This is a genomic window from Plantactinospora sp. CNZ321, assembly GCF_004217235.1.
In genome coordinates this window covers 1,437,366-1,457,855 of sequence record NZ_SHKQ01000001.1, presented here as the reverse complement: position 1 = coordinate 1,457,855, position 20,490 = coordinate 1,437,366, and the positions used below count along the sequence as shown (strand labels likewise).

Genomic DNA, 20,490 nt, shown 5'->3' with positions numbered 1-20,490 from the left:
CTCTACTCCTCGCCTCGTCCCTCGCCGTGCCCGGTGCGCGTGGCCGGCGTGGCCCGACCGCCGAGCCGTCGATCACCGGCTTCACGCAACGTACCCGCGCGGGCGGGACGGCTGGGAACGCGGCGACCCGGCTGACCCGGCTCGGCGACCGGGGCCCGGGCGCGTAGCCGACGCAGCATCCGGGCGTCGCCGAAGCCGACCGCCCGGGCGGCGGCCTCGACGGTCGCACCGTGCCCGATCAGGTGTTCGGCGCGTTCGACCCGGAGCATCTGCTGGTAGCGCAGCGGCGTCACCCCGACGGCCCGGACGAAGACCCGGGTGAGGGTCCGCTCGCTGACCCCGACCGCCGAGGCCAGGTCGGCCAGGGCCAGCCGCTGCGCGAAGCGGGCGTCGAGGATGTCCTGCACCCGGTGCACCACGTCGCTGATGTGGCCCCGATGCCGCAGCATCGCGCTGGCCTGCTGCTCGTCGCCGTTGCGCCGGGCGTAGACGACCATCTCCCGGGCCACCCGGGCGGCGAACCCGGGTCCGTGCCGGACGGCGAGCAGGTGCAGGGCCAGGTCGATCCCGCTGGCGATACCGGCCGAGGTGACCACGCGGTCGTCCACGACGTAGAGCACGTCCCGGACCACGACGGCCCGGGGATGCCGGCGGGCCAGTTCGTCGGAGAGGTCGTGGTGGGTGGTGCACCGCCGGCCGTCCAGCAGCCCGGCGCCGGCCAGCGCGAACGCCCCGGCGCAGACGCTGGCGACGGTGCCGCCCCGACGGTGGTGCCGGACGAGCCGGTCCAGGGTCGAGGCGGCGAAACCGGCGTAGCCGACCGGGCCGGCGTCGCGCCGGCCGGCCTGCTCAGGCCGGCCGGCACGAGGCGGTGGTCCGGGACGCCAGCCGGGGACCACGATCAGGTCGTCCGGACCCAGCTCGGGCCAGTCGGTCCGGGCCCGCAGTGGTACGCCCTGGGTGGTGCCCACCTCTTCCCGCTCGCCGACGTAGTGCAGGGCGTAGCCGCCGCCGAGGTCGGCGGCGGTGGAGAACGCCTGCGCCGGCCCGGCCAGGTCGAGCAGGTGCAGCCGGGCGGCGAGCAGGAAGACGATGTTGGTCACCCGACGGCCGGCTCCGGCACGGCGGTCCGGTCGTCGGGAGCCGGGCTCGGATCCCCGGTCAGCTCCGCCACGGTACGGATGGTGGCGAAGCGGCCGGCCAGCGCGTACTCGGTGCGCGCGACGATCTCGTCGACGCCGAGCGTGCGCGGGTCGGCGAGGATCTCGGCCACGGTACGGCCGGGCGGGGCGTCGGGGTGCTCGATCGGGTTCGTCGCCGTCGCATCGGTCACGAACGTCACCAGGTAGCCGAGATCGCTGGCGAGCCGGGCGGTGGTCTCCACACACTGCTCGGTACGGATTCCGCAGACCGCCACCTCCGCCACGCCCGCTCCGGTCAGCAACTGCTGCAGGTTGGTGGTGGTGAACGCGTTGTGCGAGGTCTTGTGCAGCACCGGCTCGCCGGGTTCGGGCTCCAGGCCGTCCATCAACCGGACGAAGCCGAGCGCCGGGTCGAAGACATCACCGGTGCCGGGCTCGGTGTGCAGTACCCAGACCACGAGATCACCGGAGGACCGGAACGCTTCGGTCAGCCGGCGTACCCGGTCGACGAGGTCCGGGTTGGAGGTGGCCGCCCAGATCGGCCGTTGCCGGAACGACTCCTGTACGTCGATGACGACGAGTGCACGCGATGACATGTCACCGATCCTGTCCGGTCTTGGCCGACGGCGGCAGACACCATCATGCCTGGCTCCGGAACGATCCGGTCAGCAGGCGGGGCCACCGGGCAGGTGCACCGCACCGGAGCGCCGACGGCCCCTTCCGGTCGGGGTTCGACCGGAAGGGGCCGCGGGAACGCGCGCGGTGCTAGTCGGCGGTCACCGGGTGACGCCGAAGGCGATCCGGCCGAGGGTGTTCTCGACGCCGGTGAAGCCCTCGCCCGGGTTGAAGGTGTCCTCGCCGAAGTCGACGTCCGGGTCGTCGGCGGTGCCGCCGACGCCGTCCGGGCCGACGCCGAACAGGAGCGGGAAGTTGCCGCCCTGGTCCATCAGGTTGGCCTGGTCGTTGAACTGGTCGACGTGCCAGTTGCCGAAGAAGTGTCCGGCCTCGTGCGCGGTCACGTTGCCCACCGCCCGGCCGACGAAGCCGATCCGGTCACTGTCCGGGGTGAGGTACGTGTTCAGCGAGGCCTCGTCACCGGCCGGGTCGCTCAGCACGTCGAGCAGTACCAGGGCGGAGTCCTGGGTGCCGAAGTTGCCCGGGTCGATGAACTGGGCGACCCCGATGGTGGGTACGCCCGACTCCTGAATGCTGCCGCCGACGATGATCCGGCTGACGTTCGCCTGCCCGAACGGGTCGGCGTGGTCACGGCTGTTCAGGATCCGGATGTCGAAGCGCTGGTTGAGTCCACTTTCGATCATGTCCCGACGGAGGTTCTCCCGGACCTCGGCGACGATCGCGTCGATCACCGCGTCCTCGTCGTCGGCGGTCAGTCCCCAGCGGCCGAGGAAGGCCCGCATCGGGCTGAGGGTGCGTACGCCGGGGCCGCCGAAGATGGCGGTGTTGATCCGTGCGCCGTCGAAGTCGAGGAAGAGGGTCTGCCGCGGCTGCTGCCCCGGCCGGTACGCCTCGACGGTGATGTCGTACATGCCGTCGCCGAGGGTCACCCCGACGTAGTGCCAGCCGGCCCTGTCGGCCACGTGTTCGGTGACCGCGTTTCCGCCGCCCGGCAGCGGGCTGTTCGGCGGGTAGAGGGCGGAGGCGTCCTGGTCGGAGCCGTGCACCTCGCGGCGGTCGGGGTCGTAGACCGTGATCTGGGCGGCCGAGCCCTCGACCGAGGCACCGAGTACGTCACCCGGCCGCAGCCGTACGGCGAAGAAGTCGCTGTCCTGCTCCGCCGTCGAGATGGTTACCCGGTACGGCCCCTCGCTGCCGGCACCCCCGCCGCTGGCCGAGTCGAACGGATCCCCCGGAGCCGCCGGGAAACCGATCACCGCCACGTAGTAGGTACCGTCGGCGTCGAACCGGTGCACCAGCAGGCTGTCCAGTCCCTCCGGGGTGTCGTCGTTGAGCGCGACCAACGAGCCCTCGGCGTCGTAGAGCAGGACGACCGGGTCGAGGTCGCCGGTCGGGGCGTCGATGTCGACCGTCAGGGTTCGGCCGGCGGTGCCGGTCAGCTGGTAGAAGTCGAAGTCACCGCTGCCGCTGCCGGCGCTGCCGTGCGGGCCGTCCCCGATCGTCGCCGAGGTCGTGACGGCCTGCTCGGTGGCACCGACCCCGGTCTCGCCGGCCAGCGGGATGGCACCGTCGTCCTCCGGGTTCGGCGCGATCTCCGTCGCGTCCACCCTCTCCGGGGAGAGGGTGCCGAGGATCCGCAGCCGCGGATTGTCCCGGGCGCCCGTACCGAATCCGGTGATCCGCTGTGCGGTCGCCGGGGTGTCGTTGCCGCCCCGGACGCCGGTCGGTTCCTCCTCGTCGGCCACCACCGGTGCGGCGGCAGCGGCCCGCTGCTGCGCCCGCAGCCCGGCTCGCTGGTTGCCCTGTTTCGCCAGCCAGTTCTTCCATCCGACGTAGTCCGCCTTGGCCGGATCCGGCAGCAGCGCCAGGAACGGGTTCGGCCCGGCCGGCTGTTTCGCCGCGTTCGGCTTCACCCCGGCCAGGCCGACGGACGGCGCGGTGGTGGCGGCACCGGTACTCCGCTCGTCGTCGTTCGGCCGGGCCTGGACGGCGCTGGGTGTCAACCCCGCGACCACCAGCGTTCCGGCGGCCAGGATGGCGATTGTTCGACGCATAGGTCCCCCTCCGAGATGCCATCGCCCGGTGGCCCCGCCACCGAGGGCTACCGTGACGCTACTGATCTCGAAGGGAAATTAATAGAAGTAGCGAGATATTTAAGTACATCGCGGTGTACTTCTTTCTCGCCGGCCGAACCGGGATCGGCGACGGCCTCCGGACGTGGCGGAGGCCGCCGCCCTCCACGACTCGCGGAGACGGTCCGTTGTGGAAGTGGTGACCCGGTGCGCCCGTTCAGCGGGTTGCGGTGGAGTCGCCGGCCTGTCCGGCCTCGTCGACGTGGTCGTCGGTGTGGTCGTCGACGTGGTTGTCGGTGTGGTCGTTGACGTCGTCGTCGGTGTGGTCGTCGACGTGGTCGTCGGCGGACGGCCGGGCGATCAGCCGGTCGACGGCGGTGGTGCTGAGGGTGGCGCCCAGGGCGCTACCGGCGGCGATCCCCCAGCCGACCGGCCCGAGCGGGGTGCAGCCGAAGAAGTGGCTCAGTCCCGGGGTCTGGATCACCCCGGCCAGGACCGCCACCGAGAGGGCGGTCGAGGCCAGCACGGCCGGGCTGGTCCCACCGTCCAGCAGCGTCTGGCCGAGCTGGGTACCGACCAGCGAGGCCAGCGCGACCGTGCCGGCCCGGCGTCGGGTGCCGGTGTAGCGGGCCAGGGTCCAACCGGTGGTCGCACCGAGGGTCGTGGTGCCGGCCCGGAGCGCGATCTCCCGACTGAGGGTGGCGCCGAGGGAGGTCTCCGGTCCCTCGGTGAGCAGGGCGTCCATGCTCTCCGCCCGGGGTGCCCGGACCGCGATCGCCATCGCCGGTGCCAGGTCGGTGAGCAGGTTGACCAGCAGCATCTGCCGGCCGCTCAGCGCGGACCGGCCGGTCAGCGCGGCGGTGAGCACGCTGAACGCGATCTCGCCGAGGTTGCCGCCGACCAGGATGCTCAGCGCGTGCCGTACCGACGACCACATCGCCCGCCCCTCGACCAGGGTGGCGATGATCGTTTCGAGTCGGTCGTCGGTGACCACCAGGTCGGCGGCGGCCCGGGCCGCCGGGGTGCCCCGCTGGCCGAGCGCGATGCCGACGTCGGCGAGCCGGATCGCGGGCGCGTCGTTGGCACCGTCCCCGGTCATCGCCACGGTACGCCCGCACTTCTGCAACGCCCGGATGATCCGTACCTTGTGTGTCGGCGTGCACCGGGCGACCACGTCGGTCCGGACCAGTCGCTCGGCGAGGGCGTCGTCGTCGAGCCGGTCGAGTTCGGTCGCGGTGACCACCCGCTGGTCGGTGTCGTCGGTACTGATGATCGCGGCGATCGCCTCGGCGGTGGCCGGATGGTCACCAGTGATCATGATGGTGTGCACCCCGGCCTGCCGGATCCGGCGCACCGCCGGAGCGGCACTCTCGCGTACCCCGTCGGCGAGGGCCAGGAAGCCGAGGAAGGTCAGGTCCCGAACGTCCTCCTCGGTGACCGCGTCGCCGGGCAGTTCCCGCTCGGCCACCGCGAGCACCCGTTGCCCGGCCCCGGCGTGCCGGTCCAGCGTTTCCTGCAGGGTTCGCCGGCCGGCCTCGTCCAGGGGCCGGTCGCCCTGCCGGGTGCAGCGGGGCAGGATCGTCTCCGGCGCGCCCTTGACGCTGAGCAGGTGGTGGCCCCGATGCCGGCCGACCGTGGCGTGGTAGCCCCGGGACGGCTCGAACGGCAGCGCGTGCTCCGGCTGCCAGGGATGCGTCCGGGTGCCGGTGCCGACCCCGGCCCGCCGGGCGCCGGTCAGCACCGCCCGGTCGGTCTGCTGGCTGACCTCCTCCGGCCGCTCGGCCGCCGGAGTGGCCCGCAGCGCCGCCGCGAGTACGGTACGCAGCGGCCCGTCCAGCGTGTCGAGGTCGGCGTACCGGTCGCCGTGACCGTTGCCGACTCCGGCCAGCATCAGCTCGCCCTCGGTCAGGGTGCCGGTCTTGTCGAAGCAGAGCACGTCGACCCGGCCGAGTGTCTCGATCGTGCGCGGATTCCGGACCAGCGCGCCGTGCTCGGCCAGCCGACGCGCCGCCGCCAGCTGCGCGGCGCTGACCAGGAACGGCAACCCCTCCGGTACGGAGGCGACCGCGAGGTTGGCGGCGGTGCTGGCCGACTCCGCCAGCGGTACGCCCCGGAGCAGCCCGGCCCCGGCGACCGCCACCGCCGAACTGGCGGCGAGCGGGATGGAGAGCTTGGCCAGCCGGCCGAGTCGAGCCTCGACCCCGCTGGTCGGGGCCGCCTCACCGGCCAGCGCCATGCCCCGGCCGACCTCGGTGTCCGCCCCGGTCGCCACCACCACGGCGAGGCCTCGCCCGGCGGCGACCGTGGTCCCCTCGTAGAGCATCGACCGGCGGTCCGCCACCGCGGCGGCCACCACCGGCTGGCTGGTCTTCGTCACCGGCAGCGACTCCCCGGTCAGCGACGACTCGTCGGCCTCCAGGCCGACCGCCTCGACCACCCGGCAGTCCGCCGGCACGGCGTCGCCCGGGTCCAGCGCCACCACGTCGCCGGGGACCAACTCGTCGGCGGCGACCACCCGCTCGGTGCCGTCCCGCCGGACCCGGGCGGTCACCGCCGACCGGGACAGCAGGTCGGCCAGCGACCGTTCGGTGGAGACCCGGTGCGCGGCGCCGATCAGCGCGGTCATCCAGATCACCCCGCCGACGAGGGCCGCGTCCGCGATCGAGCCGACCGCGGCGGAGAGTCCGGCGCCGCCGGCCAGTACCGGGGTGAGCGGGTTCGCCAACTCCTCGACGAACGCCCGGGGCAGGTCGGGGCCTTCGGTAGGGCCGATCGACGCCGTCCGGCCGCGTCGCCCGACCTCCTCGGTGGAGAGTCCCGCCTCGTCGGTGCCGAGCCGGTTCAGTACGGTCCGTACCGGCATCAGGTGCCAGGGCGTCTGCGGGGCGGCGATCGAGGTACGGCGCTCGGGCAGCCGGCCCGCCCGCCAGACGCCGTGCCCGATGGCAAGTCCGGCGGCGGCGTTCACCGCCGCCATCGCCCGGCCCGGCAGTTGCCCGGGTGCCGCGGTGAACGCCGCCACCGCGCCGAGCCCGCTGCCGCCGACGGCCAGCGCGATGCTCTGCCGGGCCACCGTACGGGCCAGTCCGACGGCCTCGACCACCAGCGCCGCCACCCCGAGGTCGGAGCCGACCAGCAGGTGGGCGCCCCACGGGGGCGGCTCATCGGCGTGCCATATCCCGAGCCCGCAGTCGGCGGCGGCCAGCGCACGCGGATCGCTGGAGACCAGGGCGACCATCGCTCCCTCGGACTGCAACGACCGGATCGATCCGGCGAGCCGTGGCCCGCCGGGCAGGTGCCCGGCCACGAACTCGTGGTCGCCGTCGCTGCTGCCGTCGTGGTCGTGGTTGCCGTCGTGGTCGTGGTCGTTGGGGTGGTGTTCGTGGAGGTGGTGGTGTTCGTGGAGGTGGTGGTGTTCGTGGAGGTGGTGGTCCTCGTCGGCGATCAGGAGGCGTAGGCCGGCTCGGCGGGCCGCCGCCGGCAGGGCGTCGATTCCGGGGGCGGGTTCGGCGGCCACCCGGACCACGGCGGCGAGCCGATCGCCGGCGGTCAGGCCGAGCAGGGTGCCGCCGTCCGGGCGGAGCCGGTCGATCTGCTCGGCACCCGCCCCGTCGGGCAGGCGCAGTGCGTCGAGCGGACCGAGAGCCCAGCCGTCGTCGTCGCGTACCCGGTCCGGGGTCTCCGGGTCGAAGAGGTCGAAGGCGCGGGTCGCCACCTCCTCGGCGTCGGCGCCGGGCAGTGGCAGCAGGTCGGTGAGGACGCCCCGGGCGGAACGCAGTACGGCGGCGTCCAGTACCAGCACGTCGAGGCGCTCCAGTTCGCGCAGCACCGTACGGTCCATGGCGATCACGCCCCGCCGGGCGAGCAGCCAGCCGAGCCGCGCCGCGTACGCCTCCCGGCCGGCGACGGCGGCGCTCGGGATGCTGGCCAGGGTCAGGGCGGCGGCTCGCTTGCGGCTGGCCGGGGCCAGCGCGGCGACGCCGGCGAGGGTGCCGGACTCCAGTATCCGGGCCAGGTAGCGCTCGATCGGACCGTCCGGCTTGGGGTGCGGTCGCTCGTCCGGCGGCGGTGCCGCCGCGGCCCGCTCCGGGGTACCGGCGAGCCTCGGCTCGGCCTGTTCCCAGGCGGCCAACTGCGCCCGGGCCTCGCCCCACTGCAGCACCCGCTGTGCGCCGTCGAGCAGGATTCCGGCCCAGCCGCCGGTCAGACCCTGGGCCAGGACGGTGGCGAGCGGCAGCCAGGAGTCGGCCCGGTGGTCGCCGCGTAGCCCCCGCCCGGCCAGCGCGTGCAGCCTCGGGTGCAGGTCGACGGCGCGCAACAGGCCGGCGAGTTCGCCCGGTGCCCGGGTGAACGGCATGATCCGGACCGCCGCCGACAGCCCGAGCCCGAACGCGTCCATCGCGATCCGGGCCATCGCCCGCCGGGTCCGTGGGCCCTCCTCCGGGGGATGCGGTTCCGCGCAGTCCGGGTCGGGCGCCCGATCGTCGGTACTTTCCATCGCGGCGATCACCGCGATCAGCTCCCGCAGTCGCGGCGCGGGCGTGCCGACCGTCACCACCACCCGCCCGGAGGGAGCGTTGACCCGGGCCCATTCGACCCCGGACAGCCCTTCCAGCGCGTGTTCGATCCGGGCGGCCAGCCATTCACCGCCGGGCTGGGCGATCCCGTGCACCTCGATGTGGTGCCGTCCCGGGCGGGACCAGACCGCACGGCGCCTGAGGCCGGCGGCCCGGGTGGCCCGGGTCGCCATGGACTCGGCGCGGTGCGCGACTCCGGCGACGAGTTGCGGCACGCCGCGCGGCGACATCGCCTCGGGCAGGGTGGGCAGGTGGATGCGGCGCAGGTCCACGCCGGGGATCCGCAGCCCGAGGGGCGTCATCGACCGGAGCCGCCGGCTGGGCGGCCGCTCCGCCCGGCGGCTGGGCGGCTGTCGCTGGCCGCACTCGGGTACCGCATCTCACCCTCCCAGAGCCGTGGGTCGGCCCTGGGTTCCCGGTCAGCGCGGCCTTATGCCCTCTTCCGGCATGAAGTCTCCCTTCCGTCAGACCCGGGCCCCGACGGGATCGGCCGGGCCGTAGGAGGCGCAGACGTCCGGTCCACCGCAGGTCACGTCCGTGCTGTCGACCGCCGAGGCTGCCGCCGCCTCTGGCCCGGGCGCGGCCTCTGGCCCGGGCGCCGCCGCCCCTGGCGTGGACGCTGTTTCGGTGAGGCCGGCGAGCAGGTGGCGTGGCCCCGGTCCGGTACCGGCCATCACGTCGCCGGGGTTGGAGAGGGCGCACCGGTCCAGTGACAGGCAGCCACAGCCGATGCAGTCGGAGAGGTCGTCGCGGAGCCGTTGCAGGGCGGCGATCCGTTCGTCGAGCTGGCCGCGCCAGTTCGCCGAGAGCCGGGCCCAGTCCGCGCGGGTCGGTGTGCGCTGCTCGGGCAGGCTGGCCAGAGCCTCCCGGATCTGGGCCAGCGGCACACCGACCCGCTGGGCGAACCGGATGAAGGCGACCCGGCGCAGGACGTCGCGGCTGTAGCGGCGCTGGTTGCCACTGGTCCGGGTACTGGTGATCAGGCCCTTGGCCTCGTAGAAGTGCAGGGCCGAGACGGCGACGCCACTGCGCGCGGCGAGCTGTCCGACGGTGAGGGCAGGTGCGGTCACGGGTCGAGGGTATCCCGAATACCTCAACTAATGTTTAGCTGTGCCGGGAACCTCACGCCGGAACCGTCCGAACCGTCTTCGGGGGCGGAATTCGGGTGGACCGGGTCGGCGCGGCACCGCAAGCTGATCTCGTGGCTGAGCTTCCGGAGTTGTACGTCGCGGTCGACGTCGAGGCGGACGGGCCGATCCCCGGGCCGTACAGCATGATCTCGCTGGGCATGGCGGTCGCCGGCCGGCCCGAGCTGACCTTCTACACCGAGTTGCGCCCGATCTCCGACGAGTTCGTGCCCCAGGCTCTCGCCGTCTCCGGGCTGGACCGGGAACGCCTGCTCCGGGAGGCGCCGCCGGCCGAGGAGGCGATGACCGCCGCGGCGAGGTGGGTGAACGGGCTGCGCAAGCAGGGAAGGCCGGTCTTCCTGGCCGCTCCCGCCGTCTGGGACGGGATGTTCGTGCACTGGTACTTCGTCCGGTTCACCGGCCGGAGTCCGTTCGGGGCGACCGGTTCCGGGGTGGACCTGCGCAGCTACTGGATGGGGCGGACCGGCGCCGAGTGGGCCGGTACGCACAAGGGGAAGATCAAGTATGCGCTGGGTCTGACCGGGATCCCGCACACCCACCACGCGGGCGAGGACGCGGCGGAGCTGGCCCAGGTCTTCGACGCCGTACTGCGACGGCCGGCAGCGGGGTCGACCGACGGAGGCGACTGACGACGTACCGCACCCGACCGGGCGAGCCTGTCCGGAACACGAAAAATCTCCGGATTCAGGGCCTACTCTCGAACGCATGATCTACATGGCTCTGGCCGCGCTGATGTACGTCTGCGGCTTCGTCTTCCTCTACGGCGTGGTCCGGATCGCCGTCCGGCACGGCATCGAGGACGTCGACCTGCGGCGGGAACGGGCCGCCCAGGCGCCCGAACGGGACCGGCTCCGGGAACGCAGCCTGGTGCCGGACGACGCCTTCCTCGCCGGCAGCTGACCCGCCCGCGGTTCGACCGTCGGTTGCTGACGGCCGACCCACGCCACGTCGTCGTCCTGCGCGTCGCCCCGTCGTACTGCGGCGTCGCACCCTCGTTCGGCGGCGCCTCGCCCCTGGGCCGGTGTGCCCGGTCGGAGCCGGTGTGTCTGGTCGCAGTGGTCGGTGCGAGGATCGCGGGCGTGATGGGAACTCTGAAGACGGAGCCGGCCCGGACCCGCCAGGATCTGCTCGCGCCGCCGGTGACCGAGGCCCTGCACCGCTGGCCCGCCGACTCACCGGTCGGCGTGGACGACATCCTGGTCGCGCCGATCGACGCCACCCTGGCCGACACCGTCGCCTTCTGCGCCGCGTACGACGTCGGACTCGACGTGTCGGCGAACTGCGTGGTGGTGGCCGGCAAGCGGGAGGGGACGGTCCGGTACGCGGCCTGCGTGGTACTGGCGACCACCCGGGCCGACGTGAACGGTGTGGTGCGCCGCCACCTCGACGTACGCAAGGCGAGCTTCGCTCCGATGGCCGAGGCCGTCGAGCTGACCGGCATGGAGTACGGCGGCATCACCCCGATCGGGCTGCCCGAGTCGTGGCCGATCCTGGTCGACTCGCGGGTGGCCGGCACGCCGTACGTGATCGTCGGGTCCGGCGTCCGGCACAGCAAGATCGCACTGCCCGGTGCGGCTCTCGGGCTCCTGCCGACCGCCGAGGTCGTCGAGGGGCTCGCCCGCGAGGTCGGCTGACGATTCGCCCGCCAGCTCGGCTGAAGGCTGTCCCGACCGGCCGGTCGCCCTCTGCCCGGACGGGTCGGTCGAGCGGTCCGGCCAGCAGATCGGGCATCGGCAGAGGACGATCCGGACCTGGCCGGTGCCGGAGACCAGGCGTACCTGCCCGGGGCAGTGGTGGGGCGGCGTGGTCACCGGCGGACGCAGGGCGAGCGCGCACGGCAGGCACAGCGTCGTCTCGCTCATCCGGGATTCCCTTCGCCCCCGTCCACCGGCTCGCCGCCGGTCACCCCCGGCGAGGGGGTGGCATGGCTGTCGATGTCTACCACATCGGCAACCGGAGGTGCGGGTACGAATGGGTCGTTCACCATTTCTAAATACGCACGTGCCGTCGCCAGTGCCCGGCAGCCCGGCAGTTTGCAGATAGCGCAACGACCGTCGTCGCGTGGCCAGTGTTCGATCACGATGAGCCGGGCCGACAGCACCAACCGATTACGTATTCGGCGCGCGGCCGGGCCGGTCATCTCCGCCCGCCGCGCCGCCGGCGCACGCCCGGGGGGCGCACCGGCCCAGTCGCACCCACGAGTCGCCTCCTGAGCTGCCCGGGAGGTGCGGCGGCCGCCGGCACGACCGCCGCACCCGGTGGGGCGCCGCCCGCTGGTCAGGGGGAAGACAGCGGGTACGCGCCCCCGTCCCGCGCGGACCGATCACGAGCCGACCTGGAGGCCGACGAGATCGACTCGGGTCATACCCGCGGGTCGTGGAACTCCTGTCCCGGCACCGATCCCGAGGTCACTCCAGGCTTACGTTCTGTGCCCGGAAGCGGTAAAACATTGATCGATGCCACATCGAACTGAAGCGATCCACATCCCTACATTCCCGTAATCAGAGAACTACCGATAGTAGGCGCGGTTTTCAGGTGTTTTCCGGAGCGCACAGGCGGTAGACGGATGGATCACGTCGGCGCAAGGCTGAGGGTGGCGCGTACGGACGCCAAGGTCACCCTGACCCAGATGGCGGCCCGCACCAACTACAGCAAGAGTCATCTGTGCAACGTGGAGCTCGGCAAGCGGCCGGCCACCCCGGATCTGGTCCTCGCCTACGAGCGGGTGTTGGGAGACAGCGTGAACCGCAGAGGTGCCCTCGCGCTCGCCGCGACCGTCGTCGTCTCCTCCGCCGTGGCCGAGCTGGTCCAGCACGGTTTCGCCGCCGCCATCGGGCCGCGTCGGGACGTCGACGAGTGGGTTGCCCGGGCCGAGGCGTACGGGCAGGACTACATGTCGCTCGGCGCCGCCGAACTCCGGGGCCGGCTCGCCGCCGATCTGGTGGTGCTGCAACAGGAGCTGGGCAGCCCACACCTGTGGGGGGTCGCCGCCCGGTTGATGACGGTGCACGGCAAGACCCTGCCCGGCAACGACGGTGGCCGGGGAGCGATCCGGTCGTACGAGATGGCGGCGATCGCGGCGGATCGTTCCGGCGACCTGGCGACCCGGGTCTGGGTACGCGGCCGGGCCGCCCTCGCGCTGGCGTACGAGGGGGCGCACCTGCCGGTCGCCGCCCGCTTCGCCGAACACGCCGTCGCGCTCTCCGACCGGCCTACCCTGGGCCGGTTGAACGCGCTGACCGCGCAGGCGCACGTCGCCGCCTGTCGGGGTGACACCGTCACCGGCCTGGCCCGGCTGGACGATGCCCGCCGGGTCTTCGACACGGCCGGCAGCTCGGAGCAGATCTCCGACTTCGCGGTGCCGCAGTGGCGGTTCCACACCTTCGAATCGATGCTGCTGTCCCGGCTCGGCCATCCCGCGGCGGTGGCCGCACAGGACGCGGCGGACCGGACCCGGCCGGAGAGTCTGCCCCGGTTCGCCACCCACATCGAACTGCACCGGGGTCTGCTGATGGCGAGCGCCGGGGACGCGTCCGGCGGACTCGGCCACGCCCGGCGGGCGCTGGACCGGTTGCCGCCCGAGCGGCACAGCCTGTCGCTGCGGCTGATGCTGGCCGAGGTCGAACGGGCGGCCGGAGTCGCGCGGTGACGGACCGCCGCCGCCGGACGGCCGCGCGACGGCACTCCTGTCACAGCGATGTTCGCCGATGTTGTTGCACGTGAAACCTTGCCGCGCCATGGGTGTCGACCGGCCGCGCACCGGCGCCGTCAGGCGAGCTGGTCCCGGACCTGTCGCTTGAGCCGGGCCAGGATGGCGTTGCCGCCGCGTACCCGCAGCGGACTGATCGCCTGAGCCAGCCCCATCTGCTGGTAGAGGTCGTCCGGCACGGCCAGCACCTCGTCGGCGCTCGCCCCGGCCAGTCCCTCGGCCAGGATTCCGGCGAAGGCCCTGGTGGTGGGCGCCTCCGGCGGGCAGTCGAACCAGGTGGTCACCGTACGGTCGGCGGCCACCTCGGCGCGCAGGAAGAAGGCGGTCTGGCACTCCGGGACCTGCTCCATCCCGGCGTGGCCGGTCAACTCCGCCGGCAGCGGCGGCACCGCGTCGGAGAACTCCAGCAGCATCTCCAGGACCACGTCCCGGGGAGCGGCGGCGAACTCCGCCACGATCTCGGCGAGCTTCGGTGGCATCGACTGCGGCATGGGCCCCAGGCTACCGAGGTGGCTCAGGGGCGGATGCCGGCCTCGCCGATCTCGCTGAGCACCGGCGACGGCTCCGGACGAACCGCCAGGTCGCCCAGGGAGACGATGCCGACGAGTTGCCGGTCGCCGTCGCAGACCAGGATCCGGCGTACGGCCCGGTCCCGCATCAGGGCCGCGGCCTCGGCTGCGGTGGAGTTCTGTTCGATCATCACAATGTCCCGGGAGGTCACCGAGCCGATCGTGGTCTGCCGGGCGTCCCTGCCCTCGGCGACGGCCCGGATCACGATGTCCCGGTCGGTCACCATGCCGAACAGGCTCGACCCGTCCGTCACCACCACGTCGCCGATGTCGGCGTCCCGCATGGCGCGGGCCGCCTCGTCCAGGGCGGTGGCCGCGGGTAGATAGACGATCGTTCTGGTCATGACGTCACGGACTCTGACCGCAGTCACTGTGTACCTCCGAACCCCCGAATTCCGATACCACCTGCTACCCCTTGGCCGGCACGCTAACACCATGTCGGGTTTCCGATCGGTCACCTGGGTCGTTGCACGTTATGGTGCGGTTGGCCCCGACAGGCCGGAGAGATCCGGAGTGACGCTGTGAGGTGCGAGTGAAGGCCACGGAGCTGTCCATCGCCGGTGCCTGGGAGTTCCTCCCGCAGCAGTTCTCCGACGACCGCGGCCGGCTCCTCGTCTGGTACGACGCGGCGGTCTTCGCCGACGCGCTCGGCTTCGAGTTGTCCGTGGCGCAGGCCAACCAGAGCGTCTCGCGGCGGGGCGTGATCCGGGGCGTGCACTGGGCCGACGTACCGGTCGGCCAGGCCAAGTACGTCTACTGCCCGCGTGGCGCCGTACTCGACGTGGTGGTCGACCTGCGGGTCGGTTCGCCGACCTTCGGCCGGCACGAGATGACCCGGCTGGACACCATCGACAACCGTGCCGTCTATCTGTCCGAGGGGCTCGGCCACGCCTTCGTCGCGCTGGAGGAGGAGAGCGTCGTCAGCTATCTCTGCTCCGCCCGGTACGCCCCGGCGCGGGAACGCATCGTGCACCTGCGGGATCCCGAGTTGGCGCTGCCCTGGCCGGCCGAGCTCGACCCGATCCTCTCCGAACGCGACGCCGACGCGCCCAGCCTGGCCGAGCTGCGCGCCGCCGACATCCTGCCCCGGTACGCCGACTGCCAGCGGCTCTACCAGGCACAACGGTCCGGCAGGACCGGCCGGCCGACGGACTAGGCGTCGCGGCTGTCCGCCCGGTTACCTGCCGACCCCGGTTGCGCCGTCGTGGCGTCGGCGGGCAGCGCGGACCCGTGCACCGAGGTCGCTGACCGGTTCGAGGTGGCGCAGCTTGTCGGGGTTGACGATCGAGTGGATCGCCTGGATCTCGCCGTCGGCGATGTCGAGCCCCAGCACACCGAAGAGCCGGTCCCGCGAGTCCAACACCATCGCGCCGGGCCGGCCGTTGACCTCGGCGATGCGGATGCGCACGCCACCGTGCGGTGCCACCAGCGACAACGCGGCCAGCAGGTGCCGGGCCACCGTGGCCCGGCCGTTGATCGCCCGCGCCAGCGCGGGGACCTTCCCGCCGCCGTCGCCGCGCAGCACCACGTCCTGGGCGAGCAGCGCCTCCAACGCCCGCAGGTCGCCGTGCTCGGCGGCCGCGAAGAACCGCCGGGCCAGCTCTTCGCCCTGCCGGCGAGTGGCGTGGTAGCGCGGCCGGCGCTCCCGGACGTGGGCCCGAGCCTTCGCCACCAGGTGCCGGGTGCTGTCGAGGTCGGAGCCGATGATGTCGGCGACCTCGGCGTACGGGTAGTCGAACACCTCACGCAGCAGGAAGGCGGCCCGCTGCCGGGGCGACAGGGTTTCCAGGAGCACGAGGAACGCCAGCGACATCTCGTCGGCGGTCTCCGCGCGGTCCGCCGGTGACGGGTCGGTGACCAGCGGCTCCGGCAGCCAGTCGCCGACATACCGTTCGCGCCGAGCCCGCGCCGAGCGCAACTGGTCGATCGCCAGCCGGGTGACCAGGGTCGCGATGTACGCGCGCGGCGAGGCGATCCGCTCGTCCCGTCCCAGGGTCTGGTGCATCCGCAGGAACGCCTCCTGCACCACGTCCTCGGCCTCGCCCACGCTGCCGAGCATCCGGTACGCGATGGCGAACGCCCGGGGGCGCAGCTCGGCGTACAGATCGTCGGCGGACACCGGTCAGCCCAGCCCTTCGACGAAACCCCTGCGCCAGCTCGGGTACCGCAACGTCCAGCCCAGCTCGCGCTTGGCCTTCTCGCTGGAGATGCCCCGGGCCCGGGTCATCATGTCCACCGGCATCTCGCCGGCCAGCATGCGCACGAGCCAGGCCGGGAGGCGGCGCGGCGGCTTGGCGCCGAGAACCCGGGCCAGTTCCGGCAGCCACTCGCCCACCGGCGCCGGGTCGTCGTCGGCGACGTGGTAGATGCCACTCCTGCCGCGTTCGACGGCCGCGACCGTCGCCGAGGCGGCATCTACGACATGCACCAGCGACCACACCCCCGAGCCACCGCCGACGATCGGGAACTTCCGTCGGCGGACCTGCGCGGCCATACCCGCGCCCGGCGCCAACTCTACGCCGGTACCGGGGCCGTAGAAGCCGCCGTAGCGAAGCGCGATGCCCTCGGCCCACGCGATACCGGTCACCGCGGTCTCCAGATGGCGCAGCGCCGCCACGGCTTCCTCGGCATCGGCCGGCGGATTCGGCTCGATCCGGCCGCTCTCGTCGACGACCGGCCCGCCGACCCGTTCCATCCACATCGCGTTGCTCTGCGCCACGAACGTGCGTACCCCGACGGCGCGCGCAGCCGCCAGCAGGTGGTCGGTGCCCACGGTGCGCAACCGGTTGGTGGCCGCCGCCATGAGCTTCGCGTGCCGGAAGTCGGTCGGACCGCTCAACGCCGTCAACTGATGCACGACCACCTCCGGCTCGGCCTTCGCCACGGCGTCAGCCACCGACTCGGCGTCGAGCGCGTCGACGATGACCGGTTCGGCACCCAGGGACCGCAGGACGCCGGCCTTCTCGGCCGAGCGAGTCGTACCGACGACCTCGTGGTTGCGGGCCACAAGCTGGCTGACCAGATGCCTGCCGATCGCACCGGTTGCGCCGGCGAGGAAGACCTTCATGACGTCTCCGATCGTTCGTGTGCCTGCCTGCCAACAGGCGGGCGGTCAATGCCTGCCTGCCAACACAGACGAGACGACCGGGTGCCCCATGAACGACAGTTGCCCAGGTCACAGTTGTCCGGGCCAGGGCGGCTGGCCCACGACCGAACCAACCGGACACCAACGGGCGGGACGCTAGCCGGCCGGACCCTCCGGGCCTGGGCGTGCCGGACCGGCCAGCCGGGCCAGGAGTTCCGCCGCCGAGAGTTCGGCGCGGTCTCCGGTGACGCGGTCGCGTAGTTCGACGTACCCGTCGGCCCAGCGGCGGCCGACCACGACGGTGCGTGGGATACCGATCAGCTCGGCGTCGGCGAACTTGACCCCGGCCGAGACGTGCGTCCGGTCATCGACCAGCACCCGCAGGCCGCGCCCGGCGAGCTGCCCGCCGAGGTCCAGCGCCGCCGCCAGCTGCGGCCCCTTTCCGGCCGCCACCAGGTGTACGTCGCAGGGCGCCACCGCCGCCGGCCAGACCAGCCCCCGCTCGTCGTGGTGCTGTTCGGCGATCGCCGCCACCGCCCGGGACACCCCGATGCCGTAGCAGCCCATGGTCGGCCGGACCGGCTTGCCGTCCTGACCCAGCACGTCGACCCGGAACGCGTCGGTGTAGCGCCGGCCGAGCTGGAACACGTGCCCGATCTCGACGCCCCTGCGGATCGTCAGCACCCCCGGCCGGCAGGCCGGACAGGGGTCACCGGCCCGGACCTCGGCCGCCTCGATCGTCCCGTCCGGGGTGAAGTCCCGCCCGCAGACGACGTCGGTGGCGTGCCGGCCCGGCTCGTTGGCGCCGGTCAGCCAGGCGGTGCCGGCTGCCACCCGGGGGTCGACGAGATAGCGGATGCCGAGCTTGGCCATCACGTGCGGACCGATGTAGCCCCGGACCAACTCGGGCCGGTCGGCGAAGCCGTCGAACATCGACACGGTGGCCGGGCTCAGCACCGCCGCGAGCCGCCCGAGATCGACCTCGCGGTCCCCGGGTACCCCGATGACCAGCAACTCCGGCTCGTCCGAGCCGGGCCGGCGCAGCTCGATGACGACGTTCTTCAGGGTGTCGCCGGCGGCCCAGTCGGTCCGGCCGCCGAGTCGTCGGGCGTTGGCGAGCGCGACCAGACTCTCGATGGTCGGCGTCTCCGGGGTGTCGTGCACCTGCGCCGCAGGGTGCGCGTGCACGTCCCCGGCCGGGGCCGGCGGGGTGGTCACCGCCTCGGTGTTGGCCGCGTAGTCGCAGGCGGTGCAGCCGACGAAGGTGTCGTCGCCGACCGGCGTCACGGCGAGGAACTCCTCCGACGCCGAGCCGCCCATCGCGCCCGAGGTCGCCGCGACGATCGTGTACGTCAACCCGAGCCGGTCGAAGATCCGCTGGTACGCCGCCCGGTGCCGGTCGTACGCCGCCGCCAACCCGGCCCGGTCGAGGTCGAAGGAGTAGGAGTCCTTCATCAGGAACTCCCGCCCGCGCAGCAGCCCGGCCCGGGGCCGCGCCTCGTCGCGGTACTTCGTCTGCACCTGGAAGATCGAGACCGGGAAGTCCCGGTACGAAGTGAAGGTGTCCCGGACCAGCAGTGCGGCCATCTCCTCGTGGGTGGGACCGAGCAGGTACTCGGCGCCACGCCGGTCCTTGAGAGTGAAGATGTCGTCGCCGTACTCGGTCCACCGGCCGGTCGTCTCGTACGGCTCCCGGGGCAGCAGGGCCGGGAAGAGCACCTCCTGGCCGCCGATCGCGACCATCTCCTCCCGGACCACCTGGGCGATCCGGTCCAGCACCAGCCGGCCGAGCGGAAGCCAGGTGTAGCCGCCCGGGGCGGCGCGACGGACGTAACCGGCCCGGACCAGCAGCCGATGGCTCGACACCTCCGCGTCGGCCGGATCCTCGCGCAGCGTACGCAGAAACAGCGTGGACATCCGTAGCAGCACCCGGGCAGCGTAGACCCAGGGGCGGGAGCGAGGCACGAAATTGTCGGCCGGCTGTCGGGCGCGCTGGGCCGGCGGGGTGCGGCGCCGGTCACCTCCCGGCGCCGGGTCTGCCCGCGACGGGGGCAGGCTGACAGACTGGCCACCGATCAAGGGAGTGGGAGAAGTGCAGGGGAGGCCCGGCGTGCGCTGGCGCAACTTCGTGGCGGTCGGAGACAGTTTCACCGAGGGACTGGACGACCCCTATCCCGACGGCAGCTTCCGGGGCTGGGCCGACCTGGTGGCCGCGACGCTGGCCGCCGAGGCCGGGCCGGATTTCGGGTACGCCAACCTGGCGATCCGGGGCCGGCTGTTCGGAAACATCGTGGCCGAGCAGGTGCCCGCCGCGTTGGAGATGCGCCCCGATCTGGTCAGTTTCGCCGCCGGCGGCAACGACGTACTGCGTCGCAGCTTCGACCCGGACGCCCTGGTCGCGCGCTTCGACCAGGTGGTTGCCGAGTTCCGGGCCACCGGGGCGGACGTACTGCTGTTCCGGTTCGCCGACGTGATGGCCCGGCTGCCGGGGCAACGGCTCATCGCCCCCCGGGTGGCGGTACTGAACAGGGCGGTGGGCGAGACGGCCCAGCGGCACGGGGCGACGCTGGTGGACCTCTTCGCCGACGACGTCTTCCACAACCCGCTGCTGTGGAGCCCGGACCGGCTGCACCTGTCGGCGGCCGGTCACCGCCGGGTCGCCGCTCGGGTGCTGACCGCGCTCGGCGTGGTGCCGGACGACGGCTGGCTGGTGGTGCCGCCCCGGCCCGCTCCGACGCCCTGGCTGGCGGCCCGGAGCGCGGACCTGCGCTGGATGGGGCAGCACTTCGCACCCTGGATCCGGCGCCGGCTCACCGGCCGGTCGTCCGGCGACACGATCACGGCCAAGCGGCCGATGCTGGCGCCGTACCCGCAACGCCGGCCCTTCGTGGACTGACCCGTCGGGCAGAGGCTCTCAGCCGACCTGGAAGCCGAGGGCCTGGGCGAGCACGATGGCCTGGGTCGGGTCGACGATCGCGCCGGAGCGCTCGACGGTGGTCGGGTCGAGGGTGCTGAGATCACTGCCGCGCAGGTCGCACCGGACGAACCGGGCCGCCCGCAGTTGCGCGCCGGAGAGATCGACGTTGGTCAGGATCGCGTCGGTGCAGTTCGCGCCGGCCAGGTCCGCCTCGCGCATCCGTACGCCCTGGATCGTGACGCCGCGCAGGTCGGCGCCGGGCAGGCCGACGAAGGACCAGTCTCCGCCGAGCACGGTGAGCGGCCGGACCGCCGACTCGACGAACGTGCTGCCGACCAGCTTGCAGCCGGAGAACTCGGCCTCGAAGAAGTTGCACCGGGTGAAGGTGCAGCGCAGGAACGCCGAGTCGGTGTGCCGGGAGGCGTTGAACCGGACGTTGCCGAAGACGCAGTTGGTGAAGCTGGTTCGTTCCAGGGTCGCCTCGGTCAGGTCGACGTCGAAGAACTCGCAGTCGACGTACTCGTGCTCGACGAACTCGTCGCCGTACCAGTCCTCGCGTCGGAAGGTCCGACCCTCGTGTCGTACGCCTGTCCGGGTCGGCTCCACCATGTGACGACGGTAACCGAGCGGAGCCG

At 72.9% G+C, this 20,490-nt stretch carries 16 protein-coding genes and 1 pseudogene; 6 read left to right on the top strand and 11 right to left on the bottom strand.

All coding sequences use genetic code 11. The features are described from left to right. Positions 1-2: 2 nt before the first annotated feature. The 5 genes and pseudogenes from EV371_RS06420 to soxR all read right to left on the bottom strand — a co-directional run. On the bottom strand, positions 3-1,103 hold the full coding sequence (locus tag EV371_RS06420) for a DJ-1/PfpI family protein (RefSeq protein ID WP_130461231.1): 1,101 nt from the start codon (positions 1,101-1,103) through the stop codon (positions 3-5). Continuing rightward, complete coding sequence (locus tag EV371_RS06415; protein ID WP_130461230.1) at positions 1,100-1,738, bottom strand: isochorismatase family protein; 639 nt, start codon at positions 1,736-1,738, stop codon at positions 1,100-1,102. The genes EV371_RS06420 and EV371_RS06415 overlap by 4 nt, the downstream gene beginning before the upstream one ends. A gap of 180 nt (positions 1,739-1,918) precedes the next feature. After that, on the bottom strand, positions 1,919-3,832 hold the full coding sequence (locus tag EV371_RS06410; protein WP_130461229.1) for a PPC domain-containing protein: 1,914 nt from the start codon (positions 3,830-3,832) through the stop codon (positions 1,919-1,921). Positions 3,833-4,067: 235 nt separating this feature from the next. Beyond that, positions 4,068-8,657, bottom strand: coding sequence for an HAD-IC family P-type ATPase (locus tag EV371_RS06405; protein WP_486484914.1), 4,590 nt, complete (start codon positions 8,655-8,657; stop codon positions 4,068-4,070). A 408-nt stretch (positions 8,658-9,065) separates the two neighbouring features. Further along, a pseudogene (gene soxR / locus EV371_RS06400) lies at positions 9,066-9,497 on the bottom strand (redox-sensitive transcriptional activator SoxR); the annotation flags it as partial. Positions 9,498-9,628: 131 nt separating this feature from the next. Between soxR and EV371_RS06395 the strand changes: the two are divergent. From EV371_RS06395 to EV371_RS06380, 4 genes are all read left to right on the top strand, one after another. Beyond that, positions 9,629-10,204, top strand: a complete 576-nt coding sequence (locus EV371_RS06395; RefSeq protein WP_130461227.1) for a 3'-5' exonuclease family protein — start codon at positions 9,629-9,631, stop codon at positions 10,202-10,204. A 76-nt stretch (positions 10,205-10,280) separates the two neighbouring features. Then, positions 10,281-10,475: a hypothetical protein gene (locus EV371_RS06390; RefSeq protein ID WP_130461226.1), complete on the top strand. Its 195-nt coding sequence runs from the start codon at positions 10,281-10,283 to the stop codon at positions 10,473-10,475. A gap of 182 nt (positions 10,476-10,657) precedes the next feature. Continuing rightward, a complete protein-coding gene (locus tag EV371_RS06385; protein WP_130465704.1) occupies positions 10,658-11,209 on the top strand; it encodes a YbaK/EbsC family protein in 552 nt (183 codons plus the stop codon). Between the two features lie 932 nt (positions 11,210-12,141). Then, positions 12,142-13,224, top strand: coding sequence for a helix-turn-helix domain-containing protein (locus tag EV371_RS06380; RefSeq protein ID WP_130461225.1), 1,083 nt, complete (start codon positions 12,142-12,144; stop codon positions 13,222-13,224). Between the two features lie 119 nt (positions 13,225-13,343). On the opposite strand, the gene EV371_RS06375 is transcribed toward EV371_RS06380, so the two are convergent. Further along, positions 13,344-13,775 carry a SufE family protein gene (locus EV371_RS06375; RefSeq protein ID WP_130461224.1) on the bottom strand — a complete coding sequence of 144 codons (432 nt, stop codon included), beginning with the start codon at positions 13,773-13,775 and terminating at the stop codon, positions 13,344-13,346. Between the two features lie 23 nt (positions 13,776-13,798). Further along, the gene (locus tag EV371_RS06370; protein WP_130461223.1) at positions 13,799-14,224 is read right to left on the bottom strand and encodes a CBS domain-containing protein; all 426 of its coding nucleotides are present in this window, start codon (positions 14,222-14,224) and stop codon (positions 13,799-13,801) included. A 161-nt stretch (positions 14,225-14,385) separates the two neighbouring features. On the opposite strand from EV371_RS06370, the gene EV371_RS06365 reads away from it, so the two are divergent. Continuing rightward, the gene (locus EV371_RS06365; protein WP_130461222.1) at positions 14,386-15,009 is read left to right on the top strand and encodes a dTDP-4-dehydrorhamnose 3,5-epimerase; all 624 of its coding nucleotides are present in this window, start codon (positions 14,386-14,388) and stop codon (positions 15,007-15,009) included. A gap of 21 nt (positions 15,010-15,030) precedes the next feature. On the opposite strand, the gene sigJ is transcribed toward EV371_RS06365, so the two are convergent. From sigJ to EV371_RS06350, 3 genes are all read right to left on the bottom strand, one after another. Next, entirely contained in the window at positions 15,031-15,972 is a 942-nt protein-coding gene (gene sigJ / locus EV371_RS06360; protein WP_130461221.1) for an RNA polymerase sigma factor SigJ, read from the bottom strand. 3 nt (positions 15,973-15,975) lie between these two features. Continuing rightward, positions 15,976-16,920, bottom strand: coding sequence for an NAD-dependent epimerase/dehydratase family protein (locus EV371_RS06355; protein ID WP_130461220.1), 945 nt, complete (start codon positions 16,918-16,920; stop codon positions 15,976-15,978). A gap of 174 nt (positions 16,921-17,094) precedes the next feature. After that, positions 17,095-18,867 carry a proline--tRNA ligase gene (locus EV371_RS06350; RefSeq protein WP_130461219.1) on the bottom strand — a complete coding sequence of 591 codons (1,773 nt, stop codon included), beginning with the start codon at positions 18,865-18,867 and terminating at the stop codon, positions 17,095-17,097. Positions 18,868-19,048: 181 nt separating this feature from the next. Here EV371_RS06350 and EV371_RS06345 point away from each other — a divergent pair, with 181 nt between their 5' ends. After that, positions 19,049-19,834 (top strand): SGNH/GDSL hydrolase family protein, encoded by a 786-nt coding sequence (locus EV371_RS06345; protein WP_130465703.1) that lies wholly within the window; start codon positions 19,049-19,051, stop codon positions 19,832-19,834. An 18-nt stretch (positions 19,835-19,852) separates the two neighbouring features. Here EV371_RS06345 and EV371_RS06340 read toward each other — a convergent pair whose 3' ends face one another. Continuing rightward, positions 19,853-20,464: a pentapeptide repeat-containing protein gene (locus tag EV371_RS06340; RefSeq protein ID WP_130461218.1), complete on the bottom strand. Its 612-nt coding sequence runs from the start codon at positions 20,462-20,464 to the stop codon at positions 19,853-19,855. Positions 20,465-20,490 lie beyond the last annotated feature (26 nt).